The organism is Paenibacillus sp. FSL K6-1330, assembly GCF_037976825.1.
Taxonomy (GTDB): Bacteria; Bacillota; Bacilli; order Paenibacillales; family Paenibacillaceae; genus Paenibacillus_AQ.
In genome coordinates, this window is the sequence record NZ_CP150269.1 from 779,125 (window position 1) to 802,997 (window position 23,873).

Here is a 23,873-nt window from a genome sequence, read left to right on the forward strand (position 1 = left end):
AATACAAACGAGGTAGGTCGGAGGGGAAGGGTAATCGGATGATGGAAAATAAAGAGCTTGCGGCTGCCGCCTGCAGAGGGGACGAGGAAGCGTTCTATGCACTCGTTACGGAGCACCGAAGGCGCCTATACGGAATTGCGTACAGTTATTTGCATAACGAGAGTGACGCACTGGAGGTATTGCAGGAGACGGTATGCCGGGCTTGGATGAAGTGCCGGAAGCTGAAGCATCCGGAGGCATTTGTTCCTTGGCTCATTCGGATCCTGATTAACTGCTGCGTGGATGAGCAAAAACGAAAAAAGCGCATGGTTCCGGTTGAAGAAGTTCACAGCCGGGAGACGGCTACCGAGATGGTCAGCGATAGCAAGCTGGATCTGGAGCGTGGGCTCAGCCGCATGAAGCCTAAATACCGCCATGTGCTGATTTTGAAATATTATCAGGACATGACGATTAGTGATATCGCCAAGATTCTCGATGTTCCGGAGGGTACAGTCAAAACCCGGCTGTATCAAGGATTAAAGATGCTTCGGCAAAAAATCGAGCCAGGAGGTGCCATATTCCATGTTTGAGAAGGAAGAGCGAATGCTGAAGGAGATGAATAGGGACGCGGAGATCAGCGCAGCTGTTGTATCCGATGAAGCATTGGACGCGGCGGTGCGAAGCGGGATGCGAAGAGGACGGCGCACGCAGCGGGGCCGGGCACGAATGGCTACCGTCTCTGCCGTGCTTGTAACCGTAGCGGCTGCGCTGCTGTTCGTGGTATGGAGCGGGAACGAAGGGCTGGTGAATCCTCAAAAGCAAATGGCGGCTCAAGGGCCGTATCCGCCATTGACCGGGTTTGATTTCGGAGAAGATATTACGCTGAATACAGCCAACAAACACGGCATGATTCAGCCGGTGAATCAATCGGTGACCAAGGGGGATTATACGGTAACGGTGAACGGGATACTTGTAGGCTCCCAGCAGATGGAGGTGTTCTATACGGTCCAAAACCATGCGGAGAATCCCGCAGACTTAAAGAGGGTGGAGATGAAGCGCCGGGAATCCAGCGAATCGCTACCTTACAGTATCGGGTCATCTGGTGGAACTGAGATTAAGCCCGGCAAACTGTTCCGTTCACGATCAGACATTCAGATGGGCGAGAATCACCTTATACCTGAGGAACTGACGTTATCTTTTAGGATCGCCCCCTATTCGACGAATACGGTTTATGAATCCGCTACAGAGAACGAGCAGGTGCTCGATATTAACGTATCCGTTGATATGGAGACCGTTCAGAAGTATACCAGCACCGTTCCGCTCAACAAAATGCTGCAGATTGAGAGCCAGAGGTTCTATTTGAAAGAAGCTGTGTTGTCTCCTGTCGGAATCGTCTTGAAAGCGAACGTCCCGTCCAGTAATACGATGAAGGTAACCGGCTTATGGGATGTATATTTGGAAGCTGTGGTTAACGGCGAGAAGATCAGATTGAACAGTGATTCCGCATTCTTACCCGGTGCCGGGGGAGGGGATATGACTTACTTCTTCGACAGCAATATATTGGAGAAGCCAGAATCAATCACGCTGAAAGCAAGCGGATTCCAGGCGGTGGACCCCTCGAAGATGAAACTCGTGGTGGATACGGATAAGAAAGAGATCATCCGTTCACCGGACGGCGACCTTCGGTTCGGAGAGTACACGGGGCATACCCTGACATTTGAATACGAAGAACAGACTGACCGGCATATGGGCAGTGTGTCAATTGAGCCGGAGTTTGTGGATGGAGAGGGGAAAAAGCATAGGATCAATGAAGATGCTGGGGGGCTCAGTTCCTCGTCCCGATCCTCTTCGGATACCGAGGTAAGCCTCATCACACAGTATATCCACCTTAAACCCGGGGATTACCCGCAGCCGCTCACGTTTACGTTAAGCAGCTACCCTGGTGTCATGGAGCAGGCATTCGAGGTGCCGATTCAATAAATTTAGAGATGCTGAAAGCTCATCAGGATAACCACAACGCCGAATGCGATGGTCATTTTGCCGGCGCGAATAAGGAACCGCCCCCGACCATGTTGGCCGGAGGACGGTTCCTTTTTTCATTTATGATATCTTGTATCATGGGATTGATTACACGATTCCCTATGCTCGGTAGAGGAGCTGCCTTCAGGTCCCTTAGCATCCAGGAGTTCAATGAGCGCTTTGGGCACCCCGTTAAGCAGCAGCCACTCACGAAGCGTTTCGATGGCGCGGATATGGCCATTTCCTTCATCCCGCCAAGTCAGCAGCTCGACGACCTTGATGACGAGGAGCATCAGTTCCATTTTGTCATGCTCGGTTTGATCCGCGCGGATTTTTTGGAATACGGCTTCTTTCTCCCAATCTAGCAGGATCTCTTCCCCAATGGTTGGTCTCATGAGTGAATAGCTATAATCGCACTGCGGGCAGAGTACCGTGGTGAACTGTTCTGATTTGAACGTAACCCCGATATCCGCTTGGCACTGACGGCAGTGAAATTGGACTTCAATTGCTGAGTTTGTTTCCATGTCTATGATGCCTCCTTCGAAGAGAAAGGTATCTACTTATACCCATTAGTCGGTAACTATGACCCATCTTCCGATGAAAGAGGCGCATGAAACATGAAGAAGGAACCGTCAAATAGAGGCGATTCCTTGAGGATCCAAGCCTAAAATCAGCGTTTCCTTCTATGCGTACTTTTAACATGGGTAAGCACATTATATAGGAAAGCCAGAATGCCCAGCGTTACCAGAACGCCGCCAACAGCAATGACCGGCTCTACCGATTCCATACCGCTTACCAGCAGTGCGAGACCGATCATCATGACAGGCAGACCGATATTGTGCAGCCAGAAATGCACTTTGCCTGCGGTGGATTCTCCGGCTGCGGGGAACAGAACATAAATAACACCTGCAAGACCCAGGGATGCCCAGCCCAGAAGGTTGACGTGTGTGTGAACTGAGGCGTAATCGTAGCTGTGGGAGATCGACATGTACATGCCGAGCAATATCCCCAGTACGAAGTATACAGCGGCGATCTTGATTAATTTAACACCCATATAAGCCCTCCTCTTATGGATTACTACTATGATATATGTCAGCTATGGTGAAGTAGACCAAGAGGGAGGAAGATTTAATGAAGAACGATGTGTTTTATAGCCAGCAAAAAAAGAAACCGTGAACTCCCTCGCCGGGAAATTCACGGTTCATTTGTACGATTCGTTATGCCAGTGACCTATTCAAGCTCCAGCACATCATAGATCAGCCATTTGCCTTCGGCTTTCTTGAGCCAGTAAAGAGAGGTCGAACGGATGATTTCACCGTCTGCATCATCGCTTTCTTTGGCATAAACAACGGCGTCTTCCCCTTGGAAAAAGACCGTCCGAATCTCCTCGGACTTGATGTTGAAATTTACCTCATCAAAGATGCCTTCCGCAATGCTGGTTCGGAATATCTCGTGGTAGGCTGATTCCGGATGAATAACCGACATAAGCAGCGGACCATCCTCCTCATTGAAGCCCTTGGACTGGGTGTCAATGGTCGTCACGATGGCTGTTTGTTCCGCTACCGGCACTTCTGGACGAGCTTCCAGCAGTTCATCTCCGACCAAATATTCCGTCTCGTAATGGACCAGATCATAGATTTTCCATGCTCCCGAAGCATCTTTCTTCAAGAGATTCTCATAATGGAGTGTAGCATCCCAAGCAAAAGGTCCGCCGGTGCGGTCGAGGGTCACGCTGGTGTAGGCATGGATTGACGTTCCGGCTACCGTTACTTCCCATACATCAGCAGATACATGCAGATCGTTCTTAAATTGGCTCTGATAATATTCTTGCATTTCCGCAAAAATAGGAGATTTCGGATGGAAGGCGCTCATGACAGCATCCAGTTTCTTGGCACTTCCAGCTTCTTCAATTGTATGGTAAAGCTTCTTTACCTCATCGGTGGCTTTATCGATTGAACCCTCGCGGTCGATCTTGATGGTACGTGCCTTGGAGTCCCACTTCACGGGCAGTCCGGTGGCTTCAGCTACGAAACGAAGGGGAACCAGCGTGTTGCCGCCATCGGTGAATGGGGCAATCTGAAGCGAGGTTTTTGCACCATTGACATAAGCGGTTTTCTGTCCGATGGTCATCTGCAGCTTCTGATCGAGGTATGTACCCGTCACCTGTTTATTCGTGCTGTTCCAATTGACTTTATAATCCAAGGCCTGGAACAGAGGGCGGAATTGCACGAAGGTGACTCCATTCTTCATAATAGGCGCTGCCTGAAATTTGATTTCCTGGTTATCGAGGTAGACCCGGATATTCCCTTGATTCTTTGCCGGAGCTGCTTGCGCCGCAGTAGCGAGCAAGAACAGGAAAGCGATCGTCAGTAGGCTGATTTTTTTCTTCAATTGGCTGTCATCTCCTTCAACGAATGATAGAATAGAGTGGTAATTGTGGTAATCGTACATGATAAAACCAATGCTAGCAATACATTTCTTTATGAGTAATAATTGGTAGAGCAACGCGGGACGGCTTGCCGGATCGAATTGAAAAAAGGCGGTAAGCGCGGAGCCCTGATGGGTAATACATAATAAGAATTAGACCGGTTCACCGGATCATTCATTAGACAAAGGAGTGGATCACATGACAGCAGGACAGGAACTGATATTTTACATAGGAACCTATGGTTCGGAGGAAGAGAATCGAATTCATTGGGGGGCGATGGATCGAGGTACGGGCGAGCTGCGTATCTTAGGTGGTACGGCTGGAATAGAAAACCCTACCTATCTGGATTTCGATGATTCGATCTCTGTATTGTATGCAGCGAGCGAGAAGGGCGAAAGCGATGTGTCGGCTTATTCGGCCAATCTGGTCACCGGTGAATTAACGCTGCTGAACGTTCAGTCTACCGGCTCGTCCGGTGCATGTCATGTATCCCGTACATCGGACGGGAAGTATCTGCTTACGACAGGGTATAGTGATGGACATATATCGGTGCTGGCATTAGAAGAAGACGGCCGGGTTGGAGAGCTGGCCTCCAAGATCAAGCACAGCGGACGCGGCCTTCACGATGACCGTCAATCCGAAGCTCATCCGCATTCAATATTTGAAGACCCCGTCAGCAAGTATATCGTGGTCAGTGACCTGGGCATGGATGATGTGAACCTGTATCGGCTGGAGGAAGGCAAGCTGGTGACCCACCGCGAGATCAGTTTGCCGCCAGGCTCGGGCCCGAGGCATGTGTCTTTTCATCCATCAGGCAAGTGGGTGTATGGCACGAATGAACTGAACAGTACGGTAACGGCATATGCAAACGATGGAACATTTGGGGATTTGAAAATATTGCAGCATATATCGACCTTACCAGAAGACGTCGTGATGGATAACAACACATCTGCCCATCTGCTGGTATCTCCATGCGGGCGTTATCTGTACGCCTCCAACCGGGGCCATGACAGCATCGTTCAATATGTAATCGACCAGGAGACCGGTATGCTCCGTGCCGTCAACTGGGTGTCTTCCGGTGGTAAAACGCCGCGCCACTTCAATATCATGCCGGACGGCTTCCTGCTGACGGCGAATCAGGACAATGGTTTGATCGCAAGTTATCGGATCGATCCGGACACGGGCAACCTGGTTTCTACGGGTTATACACTAGAAGTGACGCGCCCGGTATGCATCTGTCCCGTGGAGAAGGCGAAAGCTAATAAACGTTAACGTATATAAAGAAGAAGCAGCTCGAAGACCCGAAAATGGGACTTGAGCTGCTTCTTTTGTTAAGCGTTCTGCCGGTAGCACTGACTAGAACGCGGTGTTCAATCTCCAACTAGCGAGGAAGCTGGCTGCAAGGTTATAGGAATTCATTGGTTTAAAGATTCATTCCATGAATCATTAATGCGCAAAGATATGATTGCCGATCTGCAGCACTTGCGGTCTGGACCAGATCCATTGGCTGGTTGCTGTTTTCGGATTGAAATAATAAAGGGATTCATAAGTCGGATCCCAGCCGCGAACGGCATCCAATGCGGCAAGATAGGCAGCCCGGTTCGGAGTCAACCAGTATTGTCCGTCATCTACGGCTGTAAAGGCCCCTTTTTGAAAGACGACGCCCCGAATATCATTCGGAAATTCGCTGGATTGAATGCGGTTCATGACAACAGCCCCGACGGCAACTTGTCCTTTGTAAGGCTCACCGCGGGCTTCGCTATAAATGACTCTGGCCATGACATCCATTTCGGATTGATTTAACGTATATTTTTTCAGCTGTCTCCAGGTTTGTGCGCCGGTAACTCCATCGGCTGGCACACCGTATTCTTTTTGGAAACGGGTAACGGCTGTTTTCGTGTTTGCGCCATATTTGCCATCCAGCGGCTGCGTGTAGAAGTCCAGCGTTTTCAGGCGATATTGAAGCTCCCAGACATCCCCGTTTTCATTGCCAGGCTTTAACACCGGAGCTGCCTCCGTCGTTTGGGCAAATACAGGCATGAACAGAAGAATACTAAGGAAAAGAGCAGAAATTATTTTTCGATTTGGCTTTGTTATGGTGATCAACTCCCTTTGGGGTAGAATTATAAGGTTGGAAGCGGGTTCATACAACCATCAGTAAATGGAAGTCCGCGTCGTGACTGCGTTCGTTGCACCAAAAATGGTTCTATGGTCCGTGTGGTCCTAAACTTGAAATTTTTTGAAAAAAGGTTTGACAGCAGGAGAGGGACTTATTACAATAGCAACATAACATACTAAACAGGTAGGAATTATAATGTATTGTTCTCACCGTATCGACGGAGGAACGCTCGAAGACTAAGAGCAGGCACGGTTGCAAACCGGCTTGACTCTGTTCTGATGAGCTTTCCTCCGTCTTTTTTTGCCATACGGCCTGTTTAGTAGAGAATAATAGGGGGAGTGATCCATATGAAAAAGGTGTTGAAGCAAGGGGTTCTCATCGGATTAACAGTGATGCTGACGGCGGCACTTACAGCTTGCGGTGCAGAGAAAACAGAGACAGTCGCAACCGCCAATGGAGACGCGCCTGCTTCGGGTTCAAGCAAGCCGAGCGTGGAACTGCTCAATGTTTCTTACGATCCGACCCGAGAGTTATATGACCAATACAATAAAGCATTCGCGGCGCATTGGGAGAAGGAACAAGGCCAGAAAGTAACATTTAAGCAATCGCACGGGGGTTCAGGCAAGCAAAGCCGTTCGGTTATCGACGGTTTGGAGGCGGATGTGGTGACACTGGCCCTCGGATACGATATCGATGCGATCCGTCAGGCCGGATTGATCAATGAAGGCTGGGAGAGCAAGTTTGAGCATAACAGTGCGCCTTATACCTCAACCATCGTTTTCCTCGTCCGCAAAGGCAACCCGAAAGGCATCAAGGATTGGCCGGACCTGATCAAGGAGGGCGTGGAGGTGATCACGCCGAACCCACAGACCTCCGGCGGTGCTCGGTGGAACTACCTGGCGGCGTGGGGGTACGCACTCAAGGTTAACAATAACGATGAAGCGAAGGCACAGGAATTTGTGAAAGAGCTGTTCACCCACGTACCGGTGCTGGACAGCGGAGCCCGCGGTGCGACAACCACTTTTGTAGAGCGCGGAATCGGGGACGTGCTGTTGGCTTGGGAGAATGAAGCTTATCTCTCGATTAACGAGCTGGGACCCGACAAATTCGAGATCGTGAATCCGTCCGTCAGTATTTTGGCGGAGCCTCCGGTTGCCGTCGTGGATAAGAACGTTGACAAACGTGGGACCCGCGAGGTAGCGGAAGCCTACCTGCAATATCTCTACAGTGAAGAGGGGCAGACGATTGCGGCTGAGAACTACTACCGTCCAACGCTTGCCAGCGTGGCTGACAAGTACAAGGAGAAATTCCCGGCTATCGAGTTGTTTACGCTCAAGGATGTGTTTGGAACATGGGAAGAGACACAAACGAAGCATTTCAATGACGGCGGCATCTTTAATCAGATTTACGTGCCAGGCAGCTGATCGGCATAACCGCCGAAGGCAGGAAAGGATGAGTGGATATGGCAGTACTCCCCGTACAGAAGCAAAGCAGAAACAATCGCAGCGTACTCCCGGGTTTTGGAATCGGCATGGGACTGACCGTCCTTTATATGAGCTTGGTTGTGCTCGTGCCGCTGTCGGCGCTGCTTCTCAATCAAACCGGACTAACCTGGGAGAAGTTCTGGTCGGTTGCAACCGATCCGAGGGTACTGGCCTCCTACCGGGTTAGTCTGACGACAGCGGCGCTGGCCGCATTCGCGGATACGATATTGGGGCTGCTGCTGGCTTGGGTGCTGGTGCGGTATGATTTCCCCGGCAAAAAATTGTGGGATGCCCTGATCGATTTGCCCTTCGCCCTGCCAACGGCAGTAGCGGGGGTGGCTTTAACCGCGATCTATTCCGCTAACGGCTGGATTGGATCGCTGCTGGAGCCGCTGGGGATCAAGGCGGCATTTTCTCCCTTAGGCATCACGCTGGCCCTCATGTTCATCGGCATACCGTTCGTTGTGCGGACGGTACAGCCGGTGCTGGAGGACGCGGAGCGGGATACGGAAGAGGCGGCTGCAACGCTCGGGGCACGCCGATGGCGCACGTTTTGCACCATCATTCTGCCGACCTTGATTCCGCCGCTGCTGACCGGATTTGCGCTTGCTTTTGCCAGGGGCATCGGTGAATATGGCTCCGTGGTTTTCATATCGGGGAATATGCCGATGAAGACGGAGATTGCGCCGCTGTTAATCATGACGAAGCTGGAGCAGTTTGATTATGCCGGCGCGACGGCGGTTGCCTTGATCTTGCTGCTCATCTCTTTCGCACTGCTGCTTGGCATCAATATACTACAACATTGGACACGAAAAACCGCCCGTTAAGGAGGGGATACTAATGGCTGGAACTGTACCTGCCGTTCCTGCAGCGAAACGAAACACGCCGTCCTCTCCGGCGGCAGCGGAGAAGCCGTGGGTGAAATGGACATTCATAAGCTTGGCTGGGCTTGTGCTGCTGTGGCTTATTGTGCTGCCTCTGATTACGGTGATGTCCGAGGCGCTTAAGAAGGGCTGGGAGGTCTATGTAGCCGCCTTATCCGATCCTGATGCTCTTTCTGCGCTTCAGCTGACTTTACTGGTGGCGGCAATTGCAGTACCGCTGAATTCGATATTCGGCGTTATTGCAGCATGGACCATAACGAAGTTTCGATTTAAAGGCAAAAATCTGTTGATTACGCTGCTGGATCTGCCGTTTGCGGTATCTCCTGTGATCGGAGGTTTAATCTTCGTGCTGATCTTCGGGCGGCAGGGATGGTTTGGCCCTTGGCTTGAAAGCCATGATATCAAGATTATTTTTGCCGTGCCCGGCATTGTTCTGGCTACATTATTTGTCACGTTTCCCTTTGTGGCAAAGGAACTGATCCCGCTGATGGAAGACCAAGGGACGGAGGAAGAGGAGGCGGCAGTAACGCTGGGCGCCAAGGGCTGGCAAATATTCTGGAGGGTCACCCTGCCCAATATTAAGTGGGGGTTATTGTACGGCATCATATTGTGTAACGCCAGAGCCATGGGCGAGTTTGGGGCCGTGTCCGTTGTATCCGGCCATATCCGCGGCGAGACCAATACGCTGCCCCTTCATGTCGAAATTTTGTACAATGAGTATCAGTTTTCGGCATCGTTCGCGGTGGCCTCATTATTGCTGTTATTAGCCGTCGTAACCCTGCTGCTGAAAAATTGGTTTACGCGAAAAAATGCCCATTGACAGTGGTTTCCAACCCATGCTAATGTTAATTCATACTATGTAGGTTGGAAAAGAATGAATAATGCACGCGTGCAGGTAAAATGTCACTTCGACTTGTGGGGATGAGTAATATATTTGGGCTTTGCCCGGTGAGGAGGCGTATCCATGGCTAAACCTTTAAAAGTGGATGAAATGTGGCTCGAACGCATAGCCAGCCTGCTGAACGACATGGAATTCGGTTCGCTGCAAATTGTAGTGCATGAGGGTCAAATCGTTCAGATGGAACGAACGGAGCGCAAGCGTTTCGAGAATACGGCCTCCGGAGCGGTCAAGACGTCAGGACCGTCCCGGGCAGCCGGCCAACAACGAAGAACGAATGCAAGATGATCCCTAAAGGGTTATCGAGTACCGAGAGAAGAATTCCCTTAGATGCCATAAGCACACTTTACCCAGTAGCCTTTGGGGAACACCCTGAGTGTTAACCGATGTAGACTATAGGAGTGTGCTTCGGTAATCATACGGGAATTCTTTTTTTTGTATGAACCCAGGGATCCAGGATTGTGGTAGGTAAGAGCGTAATATCGGGTAATGACTGCCTGCCGCACAAGGATTGCGAAGATATAATAACAGCCCGGCCGTTGAATTCGGCACGGGCTGTATCTCGTAATATTCATGTCGTTGTTACCTTATCTGGATCGCAGAGGGCTGTTAGTGATCTCTGGATCGCAGGAACCTCCCGTCTCATTAAGAGGGGCACTCTCTCCCGTAGGATGAAGGAATTGTTCCATTAGTTCCGGGTGTCCGGCATAGGGCCGTTCACGGCGCTTACGGGTGGCTGTAACCCGGAAACCCGCCAGATACAGCAAGCATTGGGTAGCCAAAACGTATGGTGAGGCCTCGTTCCAGATCAGATTAAACAGGGCTGAAGCTACAATCAGCAGATGCAGTATGGTATAGATCACACCATGCGTTCTTCTTCTGGAATCCATCAATAGTCGGTAGAAGGAGATTGTGGCAATCATGTTGGAGAGCCATAAGCACCATACCTCGGGGTTTGTCCAGGCAGGGGATTGCCTTAGTTCCTGGACGAGAATCGTCGTCCATAGGATCGCGGCACCCAGTGAAAGGGCAGGTACGGCAGGTTTCAAGAGCAGCCACAATCCCATACCCCAACCGGGTTTCTCGAGCCGCCCAACCAGTTCGTCGCGCTCCTTCATAAGTCTGTTGATCTCGCGGTCCAGCAGCTTGTGAAGCGTTGTTAATCTGGATTCATCACGATCGCTAAGAAAGGTATCAATCTGTTCGTGGAGCTCCCGCGTCAACAGGTCAGCGGATTTGCATTCCTGCAGAAGCCGGATCAACAGGTCGTCGGGGACAGCCGTTCGGGTCGGTCGATTGATGAGGGTTCCCAGTGGTCCGGCCAGTCTGGTATAAATCGTCAAGGATTGACGAATGCGAGCGAGTGAATCCTTCCGTGCACCCAATAGCCGGGATGCACTGTATATGTACAGGCCCGAAAATATTGCAGTGGCAAGAAGCACGGCCACGAGCGTGTCCAGTGAGCCCAAGATATCAACCATCCATTCCGTAAGGGACAAGCGGACCCCTCCTTCAATATTCTACCTTTCACTATTGCACAACAAGGGAGGGATTTCAAGCCGATTCGGTAACAGGCAGCTAGGGAGAGCATAGGGGGTTGCGTATAACGTTACGTCATATCCTATAGTCATCTTAGGAGGGGATTGAAGTGAAACGAAAAAAAGGATGGGTGATCTTAGGTAGCATTCTCATTGCGATACTAGCTATACTGACGGTAATAGGCTTTCTATTCAGAGATGAGGGGTCGTTAAGCGGTTTTATTACAGAGGATGGGCAGAAGGAATATGCGGTGGCTTATGATGAGGCGATGAATCACTTACCAGAACCGGTTGAATCGATTAAGGTTAATACCGATTTTGGCGTGGTGCAGCTCTACAAGTTCCGGGAGAGCGATACACCGTATAAAACACCCTTGTTACTGCTTCCCGGAAAAGGATCTGCTACACCCATGTGGGAGGCCAATCTAAGCGGTTTTTTAGAACACCGGCCTGTATATACCCTTGATTTGATAGGAGAGCCGGGTTTAAGCACAGAAACCAGACGGATTGAAACTGCTGCGGACCAAGCAGCATGGTTAGGGCAAGTGCTGGATCAGCTGCCGGAATCAGAGATCCACCTGTTAGGGCTGTCGTTCGGCGGGTGGAGTGCGGCAAATGTGGCGCTCAAGCATCCTGAGAAGATTCAATCGCTCATATTGCTGGACCCTGTCTATGTGTTTGGCCCCATTCCACTGAAAATGATACTGGTATCCATTCCGGCGTCTGTGCCCATGGTGCCCAAACCGATCCGGGAGAAAATGCTCAGCTATATATCCGGCGGGGCTGAAGTTGATGACAGCGACCCGACCGCCAAATTAATCGAAACCGGTATGCGGACATTCAAGAGCAAGCTGCCCATGCCGGAAGCCATCAAGCCTGAACGATTAGCTGAGCTGACGATACCGGTGCTCGGTATTTTAGCTGGACAATCGACGATGCACCATGCTGAAAAGTCGTATCAAACGGGGATGGATTCCCTGAAAGACCCTAATAGCGAGATGGTCGTATTTGAAGATGCCTCGCATGCAATTAACGGGGAATACCCTAAAGAGTTACTGGAAACGATAGAAGCTTTTTTAGCAAAAATCGAGTAAGGGACGGGAAGGGATGGGTTCATGGGAAGAAAATATTCCGTAAAAGAAATCAGTCAATTGTCGGGAATAACTCCGCGAACCATTCAGTATTACGATAATGAAGGAATTCTTAAGGCGGAGCGAGATGAGCTGGGACATAGAGTATATTATGATAAGCAGCTGTATGTACTTGAACAGATTATGTTCTATAGAGCCATCGGTTTCTCTTTAAGCAAGATCAAAGAACAATTGATCGTGGGCACGGGGGAGCAGGATATCGAGACCATTTTAGATTATCAGGAGTCAGTCCTTTATTCACAGAAAGAGAGCATTCAAGCCAAGCTTGACGGATTGCATGTCGCAAAGGAAATGATGAAAGAAGGGTACAACGTACCCTGGGAGCTGTTAGCCCATCTCATGCGTTCGTTGAATGAGGTCGATATGTCGGCTTGGAAAGAATACGAATTTTCGGAGGAAGACTCGCGGCTATTTCAAAAAGTATTTAACTCTGAGCAGGCGGCATTGGATTTTTACAATACGTTCCGAAAAATATCGCTGCAAGCTGCAGCTTATAAGGCCTCAAACGTTCCCGTCGAGTCCCGTTTAACCAGGACCTTGGCCCAAGAATGGCATCGGATGGTTCAACGTGTGACACATGGCGATGAACAGATTCATGCTGCCTTCTTAGCGGTCGATAGAAATCGGGATCAATGGAACGCTGGAGAGCGTCAGCTTGTAATGGAAGCAGAACAATATTTGCAGGACGTCTTGAAGCGCTATCCTGATCGTGAATGAGCTGCATTACAGCTCGGGTTCTGCTTCCTATGCAGGAAGCTTAAATCGTATTCTACTGTTTACACGGCTAATCGTTTTTTTCTTGGCAAACAATTTTTCCTCAAGGCAACATAAGAGACCGAGCCGCATATAGTATATGAATAAGACGGTAGCATCGAAAGAGAGGGAGGGGCCGGGGTGATGGAAGTGCAGGTAAAAAAAGCGCCGCTGCAACGCGCGAAATTGACGGTCGGTTATGTACTGCTTCTCATGTTGACGGTTTAAGAGCGATCAGGCCTTTACCCGGGTGGAGAGGATGAGTTCCTTCATCTAAAAATATAAAGATGGCGCCAGAGGAAACACCCTCTTGAAACGCCATCTTTTTTATTCCTATTATGAAATAATCGCGATGTTATCGATCGGAGTCATGTAATGCCTTCCAGTACCTGTAGTCATGAATGGCGAACCCGGAGAACGAAGGGTGCTTCTCCGCTTTGATACATACTTTGGACAACTGCTCTTCCATATAGGACGTGCCTTCCTCAAAAAAGGTAATATAAGCTCCCTCATTGCTCGATTTGGTCTCTACGGCAATCAGGGCTTCCTTGCCAAGTTCATCGGCTTCCTTAAGCTCGGCAGCAGCGACGCTGTAAATGTTATCTGCCTGATCACGATAGGCCATAATGACAACCTGGTCGAACTGCTGGATCATCCACCGACTGATCGACATCGACTGATCCGGCAGCTGGTAGCCATGCAGCCAGAATGTCATGTCAGAACCGATGGGTAGATTCATTGTGTGCGCTTCATGGACCAGATAGCGGACGCTCGCTTGCCATTGCTTTACCAAGGAGGGCTGGTTTGTTTTCCACTCGGCCAGCACATGTGGTTCGATATCGACATGAATGCCGGTGAAGCGCTCATTCGGAGCAGCGGAAGCCTGATATGCAGCGGTCCATTGAATGAAAGTTTCTAATCGATGACGCTCCGTTTCCAGCGCCCAGTTAGGCGCGCCGCCAAGGGCATGAACCTCGATCCCCTGTTCACCTGCTTGGCGGATAAAGCTGCGATAATATTCGGGCCGAACATCACGGTTCATCTGCAGATAGAGCACATTGACGCCTTGACTGGTGGCGAAATTCAGAATGTCATCAGCCGAATCTTGAATCTGCGGGGTATCCCAGAACCAGGTTGCCTTCTGGCGGGATTCGGCTGCAGCCGCATCAGGCTGAAGGGAGAAGCTGCTTAGCAGTAGACTGCTTGCGAGACAGAGGGCCAGCAAGTGGACGTATTTTATTTTCATTGTATGGATAATCTCCTTTACATTACGATAACGTCATAGAAAAACGACAAATTCCAGCAAACACACGACCTTAGTAATGCGAATTAAGTCATTATGCAATATATATACATTCATAAAAATGCATCTATGTATTCTATCGGTGAAAATAATATTGTGATACATAGGTCTAAAGATCTATTGTTTTGAGGAAAAATGAACGAGTGGAGTTTGAAGAGGTCTGTAAGGGGATAAGTAAATAGGAGGTGCGACAGCCCGGAACGGCTATAGTTGGCACTAGGTGTTTATAATACTACTTAAGATTCAGTAAAGAGCCATTCATCACCAGGGGTGATATAGTATAATTTCTAAGCGAAGGAGCGATGAACATGAAGGTAGCATTAATTGGAGCAAGCGGAACGATCGGGAGACGAATTACGGAGGAAGCGCTGCGCCGGGGGCACGAAGTCATGGCGGTATTGCGTAATCCGGATCGATTGGATTCAGAGCATGAACGATTAAAGAAAGTCAAAGCGGATGTCATGGACCCTTCATCATTAGAAGAGGCGATTCAAGGGCATGATGCTGTCATTAGCGCTTTTGGTCCGAAGTTCGGCCAGGAAGAGGAGCTCGTTGCAGCCGCACGCACGATTGTAGAGGGAACGAGACGCGGCGGCGTTACCCGTCTATTGATCGTTGGCGGTGCTGGCAGCTTGATTGCCGATAGCGGCGTACCGCTTATGGACACCCCGGAATTTCCGGAGGAGATCAGGCCGCTTGCCCGTGCGCATGCGGATGCTTACGACCTGTATAAGGAAAGCGATCTGGAATGGACGTATGTCAGTCCGGCGGCGATCATCGAGCCGGGGAAACGCACCGGACAGTTCCGGATCGGCATGGATCGCCTGGTGACCGATGATAGTGGAAGCAGCCGAATTTCGGTTGAAGATTTCGCGGTAGCCGTGATCGACGAGCTGGATGATCCGCAGTTTATTCAGTCCCGTTTTACTGTTGCTTATTAATAGAGGGACATCCTGAGTCGACGGAACGTTTGTGTAGGATATATCGAAGCAAAGGGGGGAGCTTGGATGTATGTTGTAACGTCTGAACAGATGAGGGCACTCGACAACCATACGATTCATCGAATTGGTATTCCGGCGATTGCGCTGATGGAGAATGCGGGTAAGGCGATTGCCGAGGAAGTTCTGAAGCTGTGCCTAGAGCGTGATAGAGTGAGCTGCTCCCTTTACACTGCAGGTGCTGTGACCGCAGGAAAGTCTCGGTCATTCATACGGGATGATGGGTGGCAAGAACGGCTCTCATTACCGGAGCATTCGGAAGTGGCGGAGGCTCCTACCGGGAATGATCATGCTCTGGTGATGAGCCGCCCGTCGCCTGTCATCGACGGAGAGGCTCGATTGCCCACCGCGCTCGCGGCGCAGCAGCACTGGCTCATTCTGGTGGGCAAGGGCAATAACGGCGGCGACGGGGTGGTCGCCGCTCGGCATTTGCGTGACGCCGGCATACGCGTCACGCTGCTCTATGCCGCCGAGCCGTCCGCGCTTACCGGCGAGGCGGCGGTGCAGCGGGATGCCGCGGCAGCGCTCGGCATCCCGGCTCTGGTCCACGGCCGTGAAGCCGTGGACTACGGCGCGTACACCGGCATCGTGGACGCGCTGCTCGGCACGGGCGCGACCGGCGCGCCCCGCGGCGCTTACGCCGCGCTGATCCAGGCCGCCAATGACAGCGGCCTGCCAATTGTGTCCGCGGATATTCCGAGCGGACTGGACGCCGATACCGGCGCGCGGCACGAGCCGTGCATCTCGGCCGCGGTGACGGTATGCCTCGCCTTCTTGAAGCGAGGCCTGGTGCAGTACCCCGGCGCCGAAGCGGCAGGCCGGGTGGTGGTCCGCTCCATCGGCATTCCGGCATCGCTGTGCCGGGAGCAGGGCGTCAGCACGCATCTGCTCACCCCGCATGTGCTTCGGACCGAGTTGGGCGCGGACGTGTCCCGCTACCGCTCGCCGGACGGGCATAAGGGCACCTACGGTCACGTCCTGACCGTAGGGGGAAGCCGTACGATGAGCGGCGCAGGCCTGCTCGCTTCCCGGGCAGCGCTTCGCGCGGGCTGCGGCCTGGTGACCTGGGCGCTCCCTGCAAGCCTGGTGCTGCCGCTGAGCGGAGCTGCACCCGAGGTGATGCTCGCACCCGCCACAGGCGAAGAGAGCGGTGGCTACTGGAATGAGGCCTCTGCGGAACGGGTGCTGGAACTCGCCAAAACCCGCGATGTGCTGGCCGTAGGTCCGGGGCTTGGCCGCTTTGACGGAGATGCCAGGTGGCTCCGCCGTTTGTGGGAAGAATGGGAAGGGCCGCTAGTGGTGGATGCCGATGCGCTGAATATGCTGTCCGCAGCCGGTGATTTCAGCGCCTGGGAGCCGCGCGGTGCGGCAACGGTGCTGACCCCACATCCGGGGGAGATGTCCCGGATGCTGGATATCCCTACCGCCGAGCTGCAGCAGGACCGGATCGGTGCCGCCGCAGGGTTTGCGACCGAGCACGGGGTTACCCTCGTGCTCAAGGGGGCGCATACCGTCGTGGCTTCGCCGGACGGACAAGCCTACATCAACCCAACCGGCACCTCCGGCATGGCGACCGGAGGCACCGGGGACGTGCTGACCGGCATCATTGCCAGCCTGCTGGCGCAAGGATATGCCGGTCCGTCTGCAGCCGCGCTTGGCGTGTGGCTGCACGGCCGTGCCGGCGAGCGAGCCGCGCGGCACCGGGGACATCCTGCCTCGGTCATCGCCGGGGATGTCATCGCAGCACTTTGAAGCGAAGAACAAGGGAAGGGCCCTCGGAGGGCCCTTTTTGCATGGAAGAAAGCTATGGGCACTTGAATCAGATCACCCAGCACAAGAGGGGAACGGCCAAGGCAAAGAACGGGGTGGCCAGAGAATTGCTGGAGAACGTATGCTTTCCCCACAAGAAGAGCAGCAGTGTCAAGGCTCCCGCTGCTGCGCGAAGCCAGAGCTGCTCCGGATTCCCGCCTGTGGATAAGGCGAAGAACAGAAAACCGACCGCTCCGTACACGGCGGCTTGTTTACCCTTATGCAGGGAAGGCAGGAACGAGAGAATGGCATCCGCTGCAAGAGACGCGGTCAGCGCGTAACCGTATACCCAGTGCTCTTGCGGCATATAGAGGCCTAACCATTCCGAAGCTTGATCAGCGCTGGAAGGCCACACCCAATCAAGCAGGCTCAGCAGCAGCACAACGATGCCGGCACTGGCGAGCTTGTTTAATGCATAAAACCCCATGTCCATCCGGGCAGACCGTTTGGGAATTTCGGTGTTCATTGTACACATCCTCTGCTCGTTATTCATAGAATTCTCAGATGCTTGCGACATCCATGCTAGCTGGTTACCATCTGCCCTCCGTTGACGTGAATAGCCTGACCCGTGACAAAAGATGAGCAGATGGATGACGCCAGGTAAACATAGGCGGGTGCCAGCTCGTAGGGCTGTGCGGCCCGCTTCATCGGTGATTTCGTTCCGAATACGGCGACCTCTTCAGCGGAGAAGCTGGATGGGATGAGCGGCGTCCAGACTGAGCCGGGAGCGACGGAATTGACGCGGATGCCTTGATCGACCAGCGAAAGGGCCAGGGATCGGGTAAGGGAAACAATGGCGCCTTTGGTTGAGGAATAGTCGATGAGCTCCTTTAAACCGTCATAGGCGGTAATGGAGGCCGTGTTGATGATCGACGCCCCGGATTTCATGTGGGGCAGCGCGGCCTGGATCATGAAGAAGAAGGGAAAGATATTCGTTTGATAGGTGTGATGGAGCTGTTCTTCCGTGATGTCCAAGATGCTGCGCTGCACATACTGGACGCCATGGTTGTTCACGAGAACATCCAGCTTGCCGAAGCAGGCTATCGTTTCGTTAACCACGGCTTCGCAGTTTTTTTTGTATCGCAGATCAATCTTCATTAAGAGGCATCGTCTGCCGAACGATTCAATCCGTTGTTTCGTCACCTCCGCATCCGAAGTCTCATATAAGTATGGGATGACCAGATCGGCACCTTCCTTGGCGAAGGCAATGGCGGCCGCTTTGCCGATACCGCTGTCTCCCCCAGTCACAATAGCGATTTTGCCATCCAGTTTACCGCTGCCCCGATACGCGGGATCTTCGCTGATCGGACGCGGAGACATTAGACACTCGAGGCCCGGCTGGCAGTTTTGATGCTGTGGAGGGAAAGCGAGGGGCTGTTCCTTGCATTCTGTTTTGGAGCCAACGTAGGGAATGGGTTGATGGGGATTCATTTCATTCCTCCTTTTAGGTTGTTATCGTTGAACGTCGATGCTTTATCTCTATGCATTCGCCTAGTCCGGGGTGCCGTTTGTGAACAGAATAGGTGAAAGGTCGTGCTTTTACGTGTCCGCGCTTTTGGGAATGGATGAAGAAGAGTGGCGAGGAATTGATCGCGGAATAGCGATCCAGCGCCGCTTTCGCTGCATCGCTATGAAGTATATGAACGGGATCATCACATTACCCAGGAAGTTTGGGGAGGAAATGAGCGTAGTGGTTCGCGAAATGCCAAGGTTCAATTGCCGGTGCTGCTGCATTGACAAAAGCGCGGACACATTGATACGATGATATTAATTCTGACAAATTTGCTCTGATTTATATTGGTAAACGTCGGATTTAAGAGCGACTGCTTATGGAAGACTTTGCGGTTCTTTGTAAAGTCCTCCTTTTCTGAAATGTTGGCTATGGCCGTCTGACTTTAAGTCGAGAGGATCTTACATAGCGATCGTATGAATGGATGGCGACACTATAAGATAAGCCGAGGTGAATGATTATGGCGAAAGCTGTTATTATTAATGGGAGTCCCACAGCCGGATCCCGATTGAATGCGATTATGGAGTATGCGGAGCAGGCATTGACTGCTGCGAATTTCGAGGTTAGCCGGATCGATGTGGCCGGGCTCCCGCCTGAGGATTTGATTCATACCAAGTTTGAGAGTGAACATATTGTCAAAGCGAACGGGCTTGTGGCCGAGGCTGATGCAGTGATTGTGGCAAGTCCGGTTTATAAAGCTTCGTTTACGGGCGTTCTGAAAACATTTTTAGACCTGATTCCGCAAAAAGGATTGGCCGGCAAAATCGTGCTTCCGATGTTCATCGGCGGCAGTCTCGCGCATCTGCTGGCGATTGATTATTCGCTTAAGCCCGTGCTTTCTTCGATCGGAGCCCGTCATATTCTAGGAGGCGTGTACGCGGTGGATGCCCAAGTGGCACGTACTGAAGATGGCGGATTCGATGTAGCGGAAGTGCTTCAGGAACGTTTGGCCTCCGCAATGGAGGAGTTAATTGAAGAAACCCGTTACCGGGCAGAACGTGTTTAAGAATGCCCGAGTGAACGACAGGGATATAAAACCGATAGAGATCATATGGAGGGATACCATTTGCAAAAGCTAGTGTTTTTTGTCGGCGTGGCCGGTACAGGCAAGACAACCGTAGCCAAGAAGCTTGCAGTCCGTATACCGGCTGCATTTCTCGATCGCGATACGGTGGGGGGACGCTTTGTTGAAAAATTCCTGGAAAGTAACGGACTGGATCCGAACGATCGCGACTCTTCCTTTTATAAAGAGAACCTGCGTGATCTGGAATATGACACGACCAAGGACATTTGCATCGAGAACCTGGGTGCCGGACAAAATGTCTTTATGATTTCTCCGTTTACCGCCGAGCTCAAGAATCGCGAATGGATTGAAGAAGTCATCGCATCGGCTGGATTAACAAAGAGCGACGTTGACGTGAAGGTCATCGTGGTCGCCCTCAAAGACATGGATTTGCAGAAGGAACGGATCGTTGACCGACAGACCGAGCGGGATCAGTGGAAACTGGATCATTGGGACGACTTCAAGAAGCGCGTCGATTTCGTTCCGGAAGTGAACTGGGACATTCCTCAGACGTCCATTAAGGTATTCGATAACAGTGGCGATCTGACGGAAGAGAAGGTCGAGGAGCTCTATCAATTTATCGTAAGCGAATAGCATATCGGAGCAACAGCATTCGATATCGTATAAAAAAGTGCGTCATGCCAGGTGCCAATGAGCCCTGTGATGGCGCATTTTTTGAGTATCGATGAGGCAACAAACAACTCCAGGGAATGCCCTTCTGTTTACGCGTAGGCACAAACAGGCTGCTCGTATTCAATCTTCAGGGAAACGTCCTATGCTTATGCTCAGATATAGGAGCTCTGGTCCTAATTGGAACCAATGCTGGAATGATATATAGTAGACTAGTAATTACAGGCTTCACAATCAAGGAGGGAAAGCGCTTGGATAACGCTGCTATGCTTGCCTATCTGCGAAGCGTTGTGTTAATGAGGGACCGTGTCCCGTCATTTCATGAATATCCTTTTAATTTGCCGGCTGTTGCGGCTTTGGACGGGCTCCATTTTCATCCGAAGGTCACTTATATCGTGGGCGAGAATGGTATGGGCAAATCCACGCTGCTGGAGGCGATTGCCGCGGCCCTCGGGTTTAATCCGGAAGGAGGCACCATCAATTTCTCTTTTTCTACGGCGGAGACGCATTCTGTGCTGTATCAATATATCCGTACGGTTCGAGGAGTCCGGAAGCCGCGGGACGGCTTCTTTTTCAGGGCGGAAAGCTATTATAATGTGGCCTCCGAGGTCGATTCGCTGGGGCTTTGGCAGTCCTATGGCGGAAAGTCGCTGCATCATCAATCCCATGGGGAATCCTTCTTTGCGACGTTTCTGCACCGCTTCGGCGGCAAGGGGCTTTATATCATGGACGAGCCGGAAGCGGCGTTGTCCCCGTTTCGCCAAATGGCGCTGCTCAGACGCATCCATGACCTGGTCCAGGAAGACTCGCAGTTTATTATTTCCACGCATTCGCCGATTGTTATGGCCTATCCGGATTCCGTCATCTACAAGCTGACTTCCGAAGGGGTGGAAGAGTCGAGCTTGGAGGAAACGGATCATTACATGATTACGAAGGAATTTGTGAATCGCCGGGAAGCGATGCTTCATGAATTGTTTGCAGACGATGAGGATTAGCCATAATATAAGGGTTCCGAAGGCATATGCTGCTTACCGGGACTCTTTTTTGTATAACGGAGGATTTAGATTAGGTGAATCATTTTGAAGGACTACCTTGAGGGGAGGTTTTTGAAAGGTTTTTTCTTTATGGATTAAAGCAGCAGAATTCCTTGTAATAAACTTTGAAACATCTAAGTAATTCAACGATAAATCATGAATTAAGCAGGGAATCCGGAAATGAAAACATGAAAATGGTGTTTACAAGTTAGAATCATTGAACTAAAATAAGATCGAGGTGAAATGCTCTGGAGAACGGAAGAGAAGCAAGCGTGGAGAGACTCATGGATATGTACCGTGAGTTATCGGATAAAATGACGAGGCATCGCGTCGTATCTTTTTTGAATCACTTGAGAAAGAACGATTTAACGATGAATCAATATAAGATTTTAAGTTTGATCGAGCAGCAGGGTCCGCTGCTTCCCAACCGGTTGGCTGAGCATATGGAGCTTAAGGCTGCAACAATCACGTATTTGGTGGACGCTCTGGGACAACGAGGATTGGTGGTTCGAACGCCCAATCCCAGTGATGGACGAAGCCATTATGTCAATCTTACGGCAGAAGGCCGGCAGCTTGTGCTCGATGCGCGCAGCGAGGGGGATTATGCCGTCATGGAATCCTTCAAGCAGCTGGATGAGGATGAGGCGGATAACCTGTATATTTTACTGCGATTGCTTGGCAAAAAATTATTTCCATAACCCTAGGACTGTACTCTTCGAATCCCGCCTCCAGCTCTGTTAATCAGATCCGGGCGGGGTTACTTTGTTTAGGAGGCTTCATGTGAATACACAAGATAAATCTTCATTTTGGCTTATTATGAGCGCTATCTTTTTCGGTAACTTTCTGGCGGTGCTCAGCATCACCACCATCAACGTGGCCTTTCCGGTCGTGATGGAGCAGTTCGATGCCACGCTGAGCACCACCCAATGGCTGATGGCCGGGTACCTGCTCGCCACGGGAATTGTGGCTCCCATCGTAGGCTACATGGGGGACCAGCTTAGTTATAAGAGGCTGTTTGTCCTGGCATTGATGGGTTTTACACTCTCGTCGCTATTATGCGTCGTAGCCTGGAATATCGAGACCTTGATTGCGTTCCGGATTACGCAAGGTGTGTTCGGCGGGATGATTATCCCGATTACGATGACGATCATCTACCAGGTATTTCCCCGGGAACGGCAAGCCTATGCCATGGGGCTATGGAGCCTGGCCTCCATGCTGGCACCGGTGATTGGGCCGACACTTGGCGGATGGCTGGTGCAATATTTTGGCTGGAAATCGATTTTCATTCTAAATATTCCGATCGGCCTGATCTCGATTGTCATCGTAAGCAAATTCATTCCTTTTTACCGACTGACCGGGAAGAAATCGTTTGATTTCCTCGGATTCTTGACAGTGGTGGCAGGCAGTTCTCTTTTGCTGCTTTCCTTCAGCCATGGTAACGACTGGGGTTGGGGATCCTGGAAGACCCTGTCTCTACTGATCTCCGGAGTCTTACTGCTGCTGTTCTTCGTTAAGTGGGAGCTGCGGATTTCATCCCCGTTATTGCAGCTTAAAGTATTCAAATTCCCCCGATTCCGGTACAGCTTGATCCTGAACTGCATCGTGACAATATCCCTGTATACGGGAACCTTGCTGGTGCCGCTCTATTTGCAGACTGTGCTGAAGCTGTCCCCGATGGATACCGGCCTGATCATGCTGCCGGGCGCGATTGTCATGGCAGCAGCGTCGCCGCTTATCGGTAAATTTTATGATCGGATCGGCCCATTCCGGCTGGTGATCACGGGAGTTCTCATCATTGTGGCGGCCACGCTCGCTTTCAGCGGAATCGGCACCAACACCTCGGTTATGTACATTTCCTTACTGCAGCTGGTTCGCTGCCTTGGCATTGCTTTATGCAATATGCCGTTAACGAACGCAGCGATGAGTGCGGTGTCCAGCGAATATTCAGGTCACGCATCGTCCATCACGAACTGGGCACGACAAGGGCTTGCTTCATTATCGATCGGCATATTCAGCGCACTGGTGGTATCCAGAACATCCTATTACATGGGAGCGGGGGCTTGGACCCAGCGTGCCGCAACAACGATGGGCATTGATGATGTGTTTATGATCGGAACGATGGTGGCTGTTATTGCCGTACCTCTTACATTTTTGTTACGGGTCAAAAAGAAAAAATCGGTCCACCCTGTCGCCCTCTGACCCAGCGTTCATCGGCCATGCTGGAGAAGATGATCCTTCGGGCTGTTGAAGCTTAGCGCAAGACAGGGTAACTC

24 protein-coding genes are annotated in these 23,873 nt (G+C 51.4%); 16 read left to right on the forward strand and 8 right to left on the reverse strand.

Annotated elements, in window-relative coordinates:
• Positions 1–38: 38 nt before the first annotated feature.
• Entirely contained in the window at positions 39–569 is a 531-nt protein-coding gene (locus NYE54_RS03410; RefSeq protein WP_339270030.1) for a sigma-70 family RNA polymerase sigma factor, read from the forward strand.
• A complete protein-coding gene (locus tag NYE54_RS03415; RefSeq protein WP_339270032.1) occupies positions 562–1,959 on the forward strand; it encodes a DUF4179 domain-containing protein in 1,398 nt (465 codons plus the stop codon). The genes NYE54_RS03410 and NYE54_RS03415 overlap by 8 nt, the downstream gene beginning before the upstream one ends.
• Before the next feature lie 116 nt (positions 1,960–2,075).
• On the opposite strand, the gene NYE54_RS03420 is transcribed toward NYE54_RS03415, so the two are convergent.
• The 3 genes from NYE54_RS03420 to NYE54_RS03430 all read right to left on the reverse strand — a co-directional run bounded on the left by NYE54_RS03420 (position 2,076) and on the right by NYE54_RS03430 (position 4,389).
• A complete protein-coding gene (locus NYE54_RS03420; RefSeq protein WP_339270034.1) occupies positions 2,076–2,522 on the reverse strand; it encodes a hypothetical protein in 447 nt (148 codons plus the stop codon).
• 146 nt (positions 2,523–2,668) lie between these two features.
• Entirely contained in the window at positions 2,669–3,052 is a 384-nt protein-coding gene (locus NYE54_RS03425; protein WP_339270036.1) for a cytochrome-c oxidase, read from the reverse strand.
• 176 nt (positions 3,053–3,228) lie between these two features.
• Positions 3,229–4,389, reverse strand: a complete 1,161-nt coding sequence (locus NYE54_RS03430) for a copper amine oxidase N-terminal domain-containing protein (RefSeq protein ID WP_339270037.1) — start codon at positions 4,387–4,389, stop codon at positions 3,229–3,231.
• A 235-nt stretch (positions 4,390–4,624) separates the two neighbouring features.
• Between NYE54_RS03430 and NYE54_RS03435 the strand changes: the two genes are divergently transcribed.
• Positions 4,625–5,698: a lactonase family protein gene (locus NYE54_RS03435; protein ID WP_339270039.1), complete on the forward strand. Its 1,074-nt coding sequence runs from the start codon at positions 4,625–4,627 to the stop codon at positions 5,696–5,698.
• A gap of 174 nt (positions 5,699–5,872) precedes the next feature.
• Here NYE54_RS03435 and sleB read toward each other — a convergent pair whose 3' ends face one another.
• Positions 5,873–6,532: a spore cortex-lytic enzyme gene (gene sleB, locus NYE54_RS03440; protein ID WP_339270041.1), complete on the reverse strand. Its 660-nt coding sequence runs from the start codon at positions 6,530–6,532 to the stop codon at positions 5,873–5,875.
• 360 nt (positions 6,533–6,892) lie between these two features.
• On the opposite strand from sleB, the gene NYE54_RS03445 reads away from it, so the two are divergent.
• The 4 genes from NYE54_RS03445 (at position 6,893) to NYE54_RS03460 (ending at position 10,099) form a co-directional block, all read left to right on the forward strand.
• Positions 6,893–7,969, forward strand: a complete 1,077-nt coding sequence (locus NYE54_RS03445; RefSeq protein WP_076322263.1) for a sulfate ABC transporter substrate-binding protein — start codon at positions 6,893–6,895, stop codon at positions 7,967–7,969.
• A gap of 38 nt (positions 7,970–8,007) precedes the next feature.
• Positions 8,008–8,856, forward strand: coding sequence for a sulfate ABC transporter permease subunit CysT (gene cysT, locus NYE54_RS03450; protein ID WP_339270044.1), 849 nt, complete (start codon positions 8,008–8,010; stop codon positions 8,854–8,856).
• Between the two features lie 13 nt (positions 8,857–8,869).
• Positions 8,870–9,733 (forward strand): sulfate ABC transporter permease subunit CysW, encoded by an 864-nt coding sequence (gene cysW, locus NYE54_RS03455; protein ID WP_339270046.1) that lies wholly within the window; start codon positions 8,870–8,872, stop codon positions 9,731–9,733.
• A 144-nt stretch (positions 9,734–9,877) separates the two neighbouring features.
• The gene (locus tag NYE54_RS03460; protein ID WP_339270048.1) at positions 9,878–10,099 is read left to right on the forward strand and encodes a YezD family protein; all 222 of its coding nucleotides are present in this window, start codon (positions 9,878–9,880) and stop codon (positions 10,097–10,099) included.
• Between the two features lie 299 nt (positions 10,100–10,398).
• Here the strand turns inward: NYE54_RS03460 and NYE54_RS03465 are convergent, their stop codons facing one another.
• Positions 10,399–11,310: a hypothetical protein gene (locus NYE54_RS03465; protein ID WP_339270049.1), complete on the reverse strand. Its 912-nt coding sequence runs from the start codon at positions 11,308–11,310 to the stop codon at positions 10,399–10,401.
• Positions 11,311–11,459: 149 nt separating this feature from the next.
• Between NYE54_RS03465 and NYE54_RS03470 the strand changes: the two genes are divergently transcribed.
• Positions 11,460–12,443 (forward strand): alpha/beta hydrolase, encoded by a 984-nt coding sequence (locus tag NYE54_RS03470; protein ID WP_339270051.1) that lies wholly within the window; start codon positions 11,460–11,462, stop codon positions 12,441–12,443.
• Between the two features lie 21 nt (positions 12,444–12,464).
• Positions 12,465–13,217 (forward strand): MerR family transcriptional regulator, encoded by a 753-nt coding sequence (locus tag NYE54_RS03475; RefSeq protein ID WP_339270053.1) that lies wholly within the window; start codon positions 12,465–12,467, stop codon positions 13,215–13,217.
• Between the two features lie 391 nt (positions 13,218–13,608).
• Here the strand turns inward: NYE54_RS03475 and NYE54_RS03480 are convergent, their stop codons facing one another.
• Complete coding sequence (locus NYE54_RS03480) at positions 13,609–14,499, reverse strand: hypothetical protein (RefSeq protein ID WP_339270055.1); 891 nt, start codon at positions 14,497–14,499, stop codon at positions 13,609–13,611.
• A gap of 365 nt (positions 14,500–14,864) precedes the next feature.
• Between NYE54_RS03480 and NYE54_RS03485 the strand changes: the two genes are divergently transcribed.
• Both NYE54_RS03485 and NYE54_RS03490 read left to right on the forward strand, forming a co-directional pair.
• Positions 14,865–15,497 (forward strand): NAD(P)-dependent oxidoreductase, encoded by a 633-nt coding sequence (locus tag NYE54_RS03485; protein WP_076322255.1) that lies wholly within the window; start codon positions 14,865–14,867, stop codon positions 15,495–15,497.
• A 66-nt stretch (positions 15,498–15,563) separates the two neighbouring features.
• Positions 15,564–17,306: an NAD(P)H-hydrate dehydratase gene (locus NYE54_RS03490; RefSeq protein ID WP_339270058.1), complete on the forward strand. Its 1,743-nt coding sequence runs from the start codon at positions 15,564–15,566 to the stop codon at positions 17,304–17,306.
• 67 nt (positions 17,307–17,373) lie between these two features.
• Here NYE54_RS03490 and NYE54_RS03495 read toward each other — a convergent pair whose 3' ends face one another.
• Both NYE54_RS03495 and NYE54_RS03500 read right to left on the reverse strand, forming a co-directional pair.
• Positions 17,374–17,829 (reverse strand): hypothetical protein, encoded by a 456-nt coding sequence (locus tag NYE54_RS03495; protein WP_076322252.1) that lies wholly within the window; start codon positions 17,827–17,829, stop codon positions 17,374–17,376.
• 56 nt (positions 17,830–17,885) lie between these two features.
• Positions 17,886–18,794, reverse strand: a complete 909-nt coding sequence (locus NYE54_RS03500) for an SDR family oxidoreductase (RefSeq protein WP_339270061.1) — start codon at positions 18,792–18,794, stop codon at positions 17,886–17,888.
• Between the two features lie 539 nt (positions 18,795–19,333).
• On the opposite strand from NYE54_RS03500, the gene ssuE reads away from it, so the two are divergent.
• The 5 genes from ssuE to NYE54_RS03525 all read left to right on the forward strand — a co-directional run bounded on the left by ssuE (position 19,334) and on the right by NYE54_RS03525 (position 23,799).
• Positions 19,334–19,879 (forward strand): NADPH-dependent FMN reductase, encoded by a 546-nt coding sequence (ssuE, locus tag NYE54_RS03505; RefSeq protein WP_339270063.1) that lies wholly within the window; start codon positions 19,334–19,336, stop codon positions 19,877–19,879.
• 60 nt (positions 19,880–19,939) lie between these two features.
• Positions 19,940–20,530, forward strand: coding sequence for an AAA family ATPase (locus NYE54_RS03510; protein WP_339270065.1), 591 nt, complete (start codon positions 19,940–19,942; stop codon positions 20,528–20,530).
• Positions 20,531–20,817: 287 nt separating this feature from the next.
• Positions 20,818–21,561 (forward strand): AAA family ATPase, encoded by a 744-nt coding sequence (locus NYE54_RS03515; protein ID WP_339270067.1) that lies wholly within the window; start codon positions 20,818–20,820, stop codon positions 21,559–21,561.
• Positions 21,562–21,872: 311 nt separating this feature from the next.
• Positions 21,873–22,298: a MarR family transcriptional regulator gene (locus tag NYE54_RS03520; RefSeq protein ID WP_237566273.1), complete on the forward strand. Its 426-nt coding sequence runs from the start codon at positions 21,873–21,875 to the stop codon at positions 22,296–22,298.
• 82 nt (positions 22,299–22,380) lie between these two features.
• Complete coding sequence (locus NYE54_RS03525) at positions 22,381–23,799, forward strand: MDR family MFS transporter (protein WP_339270070.1); 1,419 nt, start codon at positions 22,381–22,383, stop codon at positions 23,797–23,799.
• Positions 23,800–23,873: the final 74 nt, after the last annotated feature.

Coding starts and splice junctions, on each gene's coding strand:
- NYE54_RS03410 (WP_339270030.1), top strand. CDS start 39: ATGATGGAAAATAAAGAGCTTGCGGCTGCCGCCTGCAGAGGGGACGAG.
- NYE54_RS03490 (WP_339270058.1), top strand. CDS start 15,564: ATGTATGTTGTAACGTCTGAACAGATGAGGGCACTCGACAACCATACG.
- NYE54_RS03500 (WP_339270061.1), bottom strand. CDS start 18,794: ATGAATCCCCATCAACCCATTCCCTACGTTGGCTCCAAAACAGAATGC.
- NYE54_RS03475 (WP_339270053.1), top strand. CDS start 12,465: ATGGGAAGAAAATATTCCGTAAAAGAAATCAGTCAATTGTCGGGAATA.
- NYE54_RS03415 (WP_339270032.1), top strand. CDS start 562: ATGTTTGAGAAGGAAGAGCGAATGCTGAAGGAGATGAATAGGGACGCG.
- cysT (WP_339270044.1), top strand. CDS start 8,008: ATGGCAGTACTCCCCGTACAGAAGCAAAGCAGAAACAATCGCAGCGTA.
- NYE54_RS03460 (WP_339270048.1), top strand. CDS start 9,878: ATGGCTAAACCTTTAAAAGTGGATGAAATGTGGCTCGAACGCATAGCC.
- ssuE (WP_339270063.1), top strand. CDS start 19,334: ATGGCGAAAGCTGTTATTATTAATGGGAGTCCCACAGCCGGATCCCGA.
- NYE54_RS03435 (WP_339270039.1), top strand. CDS start 4,625: ATGACAGCAGGACAGGAACTGATATTTTACATAGGAACCTATGGTTCG.
- NYE54_RS03425 (WP_339270036.1), bottom strand. CDS start 3,052: ATGGGTGTTAAATTAATCAAGATCGCCGCTGTATACTTCGTACTGGGG.
- NYE54_RS03420 (WP_339270034.1), bottom strand. CDS start 2,522: ATGGAAACAAACTCAGCAATTGAAGTCCAATTTCACTGCCGTCAGTGC.
- NYE54_RS03480 (WP_339270055.1), bottom strand. CDS start 14,499: ATGAAAATAAAATACGTCCACTTGCTGGCCCTCTGTCTCGCAAGCAGT.
- NYE54_RS03445 (WP_076322263.1), top strand. CDS start 6,893: ATGAAAAAGGTGTTGAAGCAAGGGGTTCTCATCGGATTAACAGTGATG.
- cysW (WP_339270046.1), top strand. CDS start 8,870: ATGGCTGGAACTGTACCTGCCGTTCCTGCAGCGAAACGAAACACGCCG.
- NYE54_RS03495 (WP_076322252.1), bottom strand. CDS start 17,829: ATGAACACCGAAATTCCCAAACGGTCTGCCCGGATGGACATGGGGTTT.
- NYE54_RS03485 (WP_076322255.1), top strand. CDS start 14,865: ATGAAGGTAGCATTAATTGGAGCAAGCGGAACGATCGGGAGACGAATT.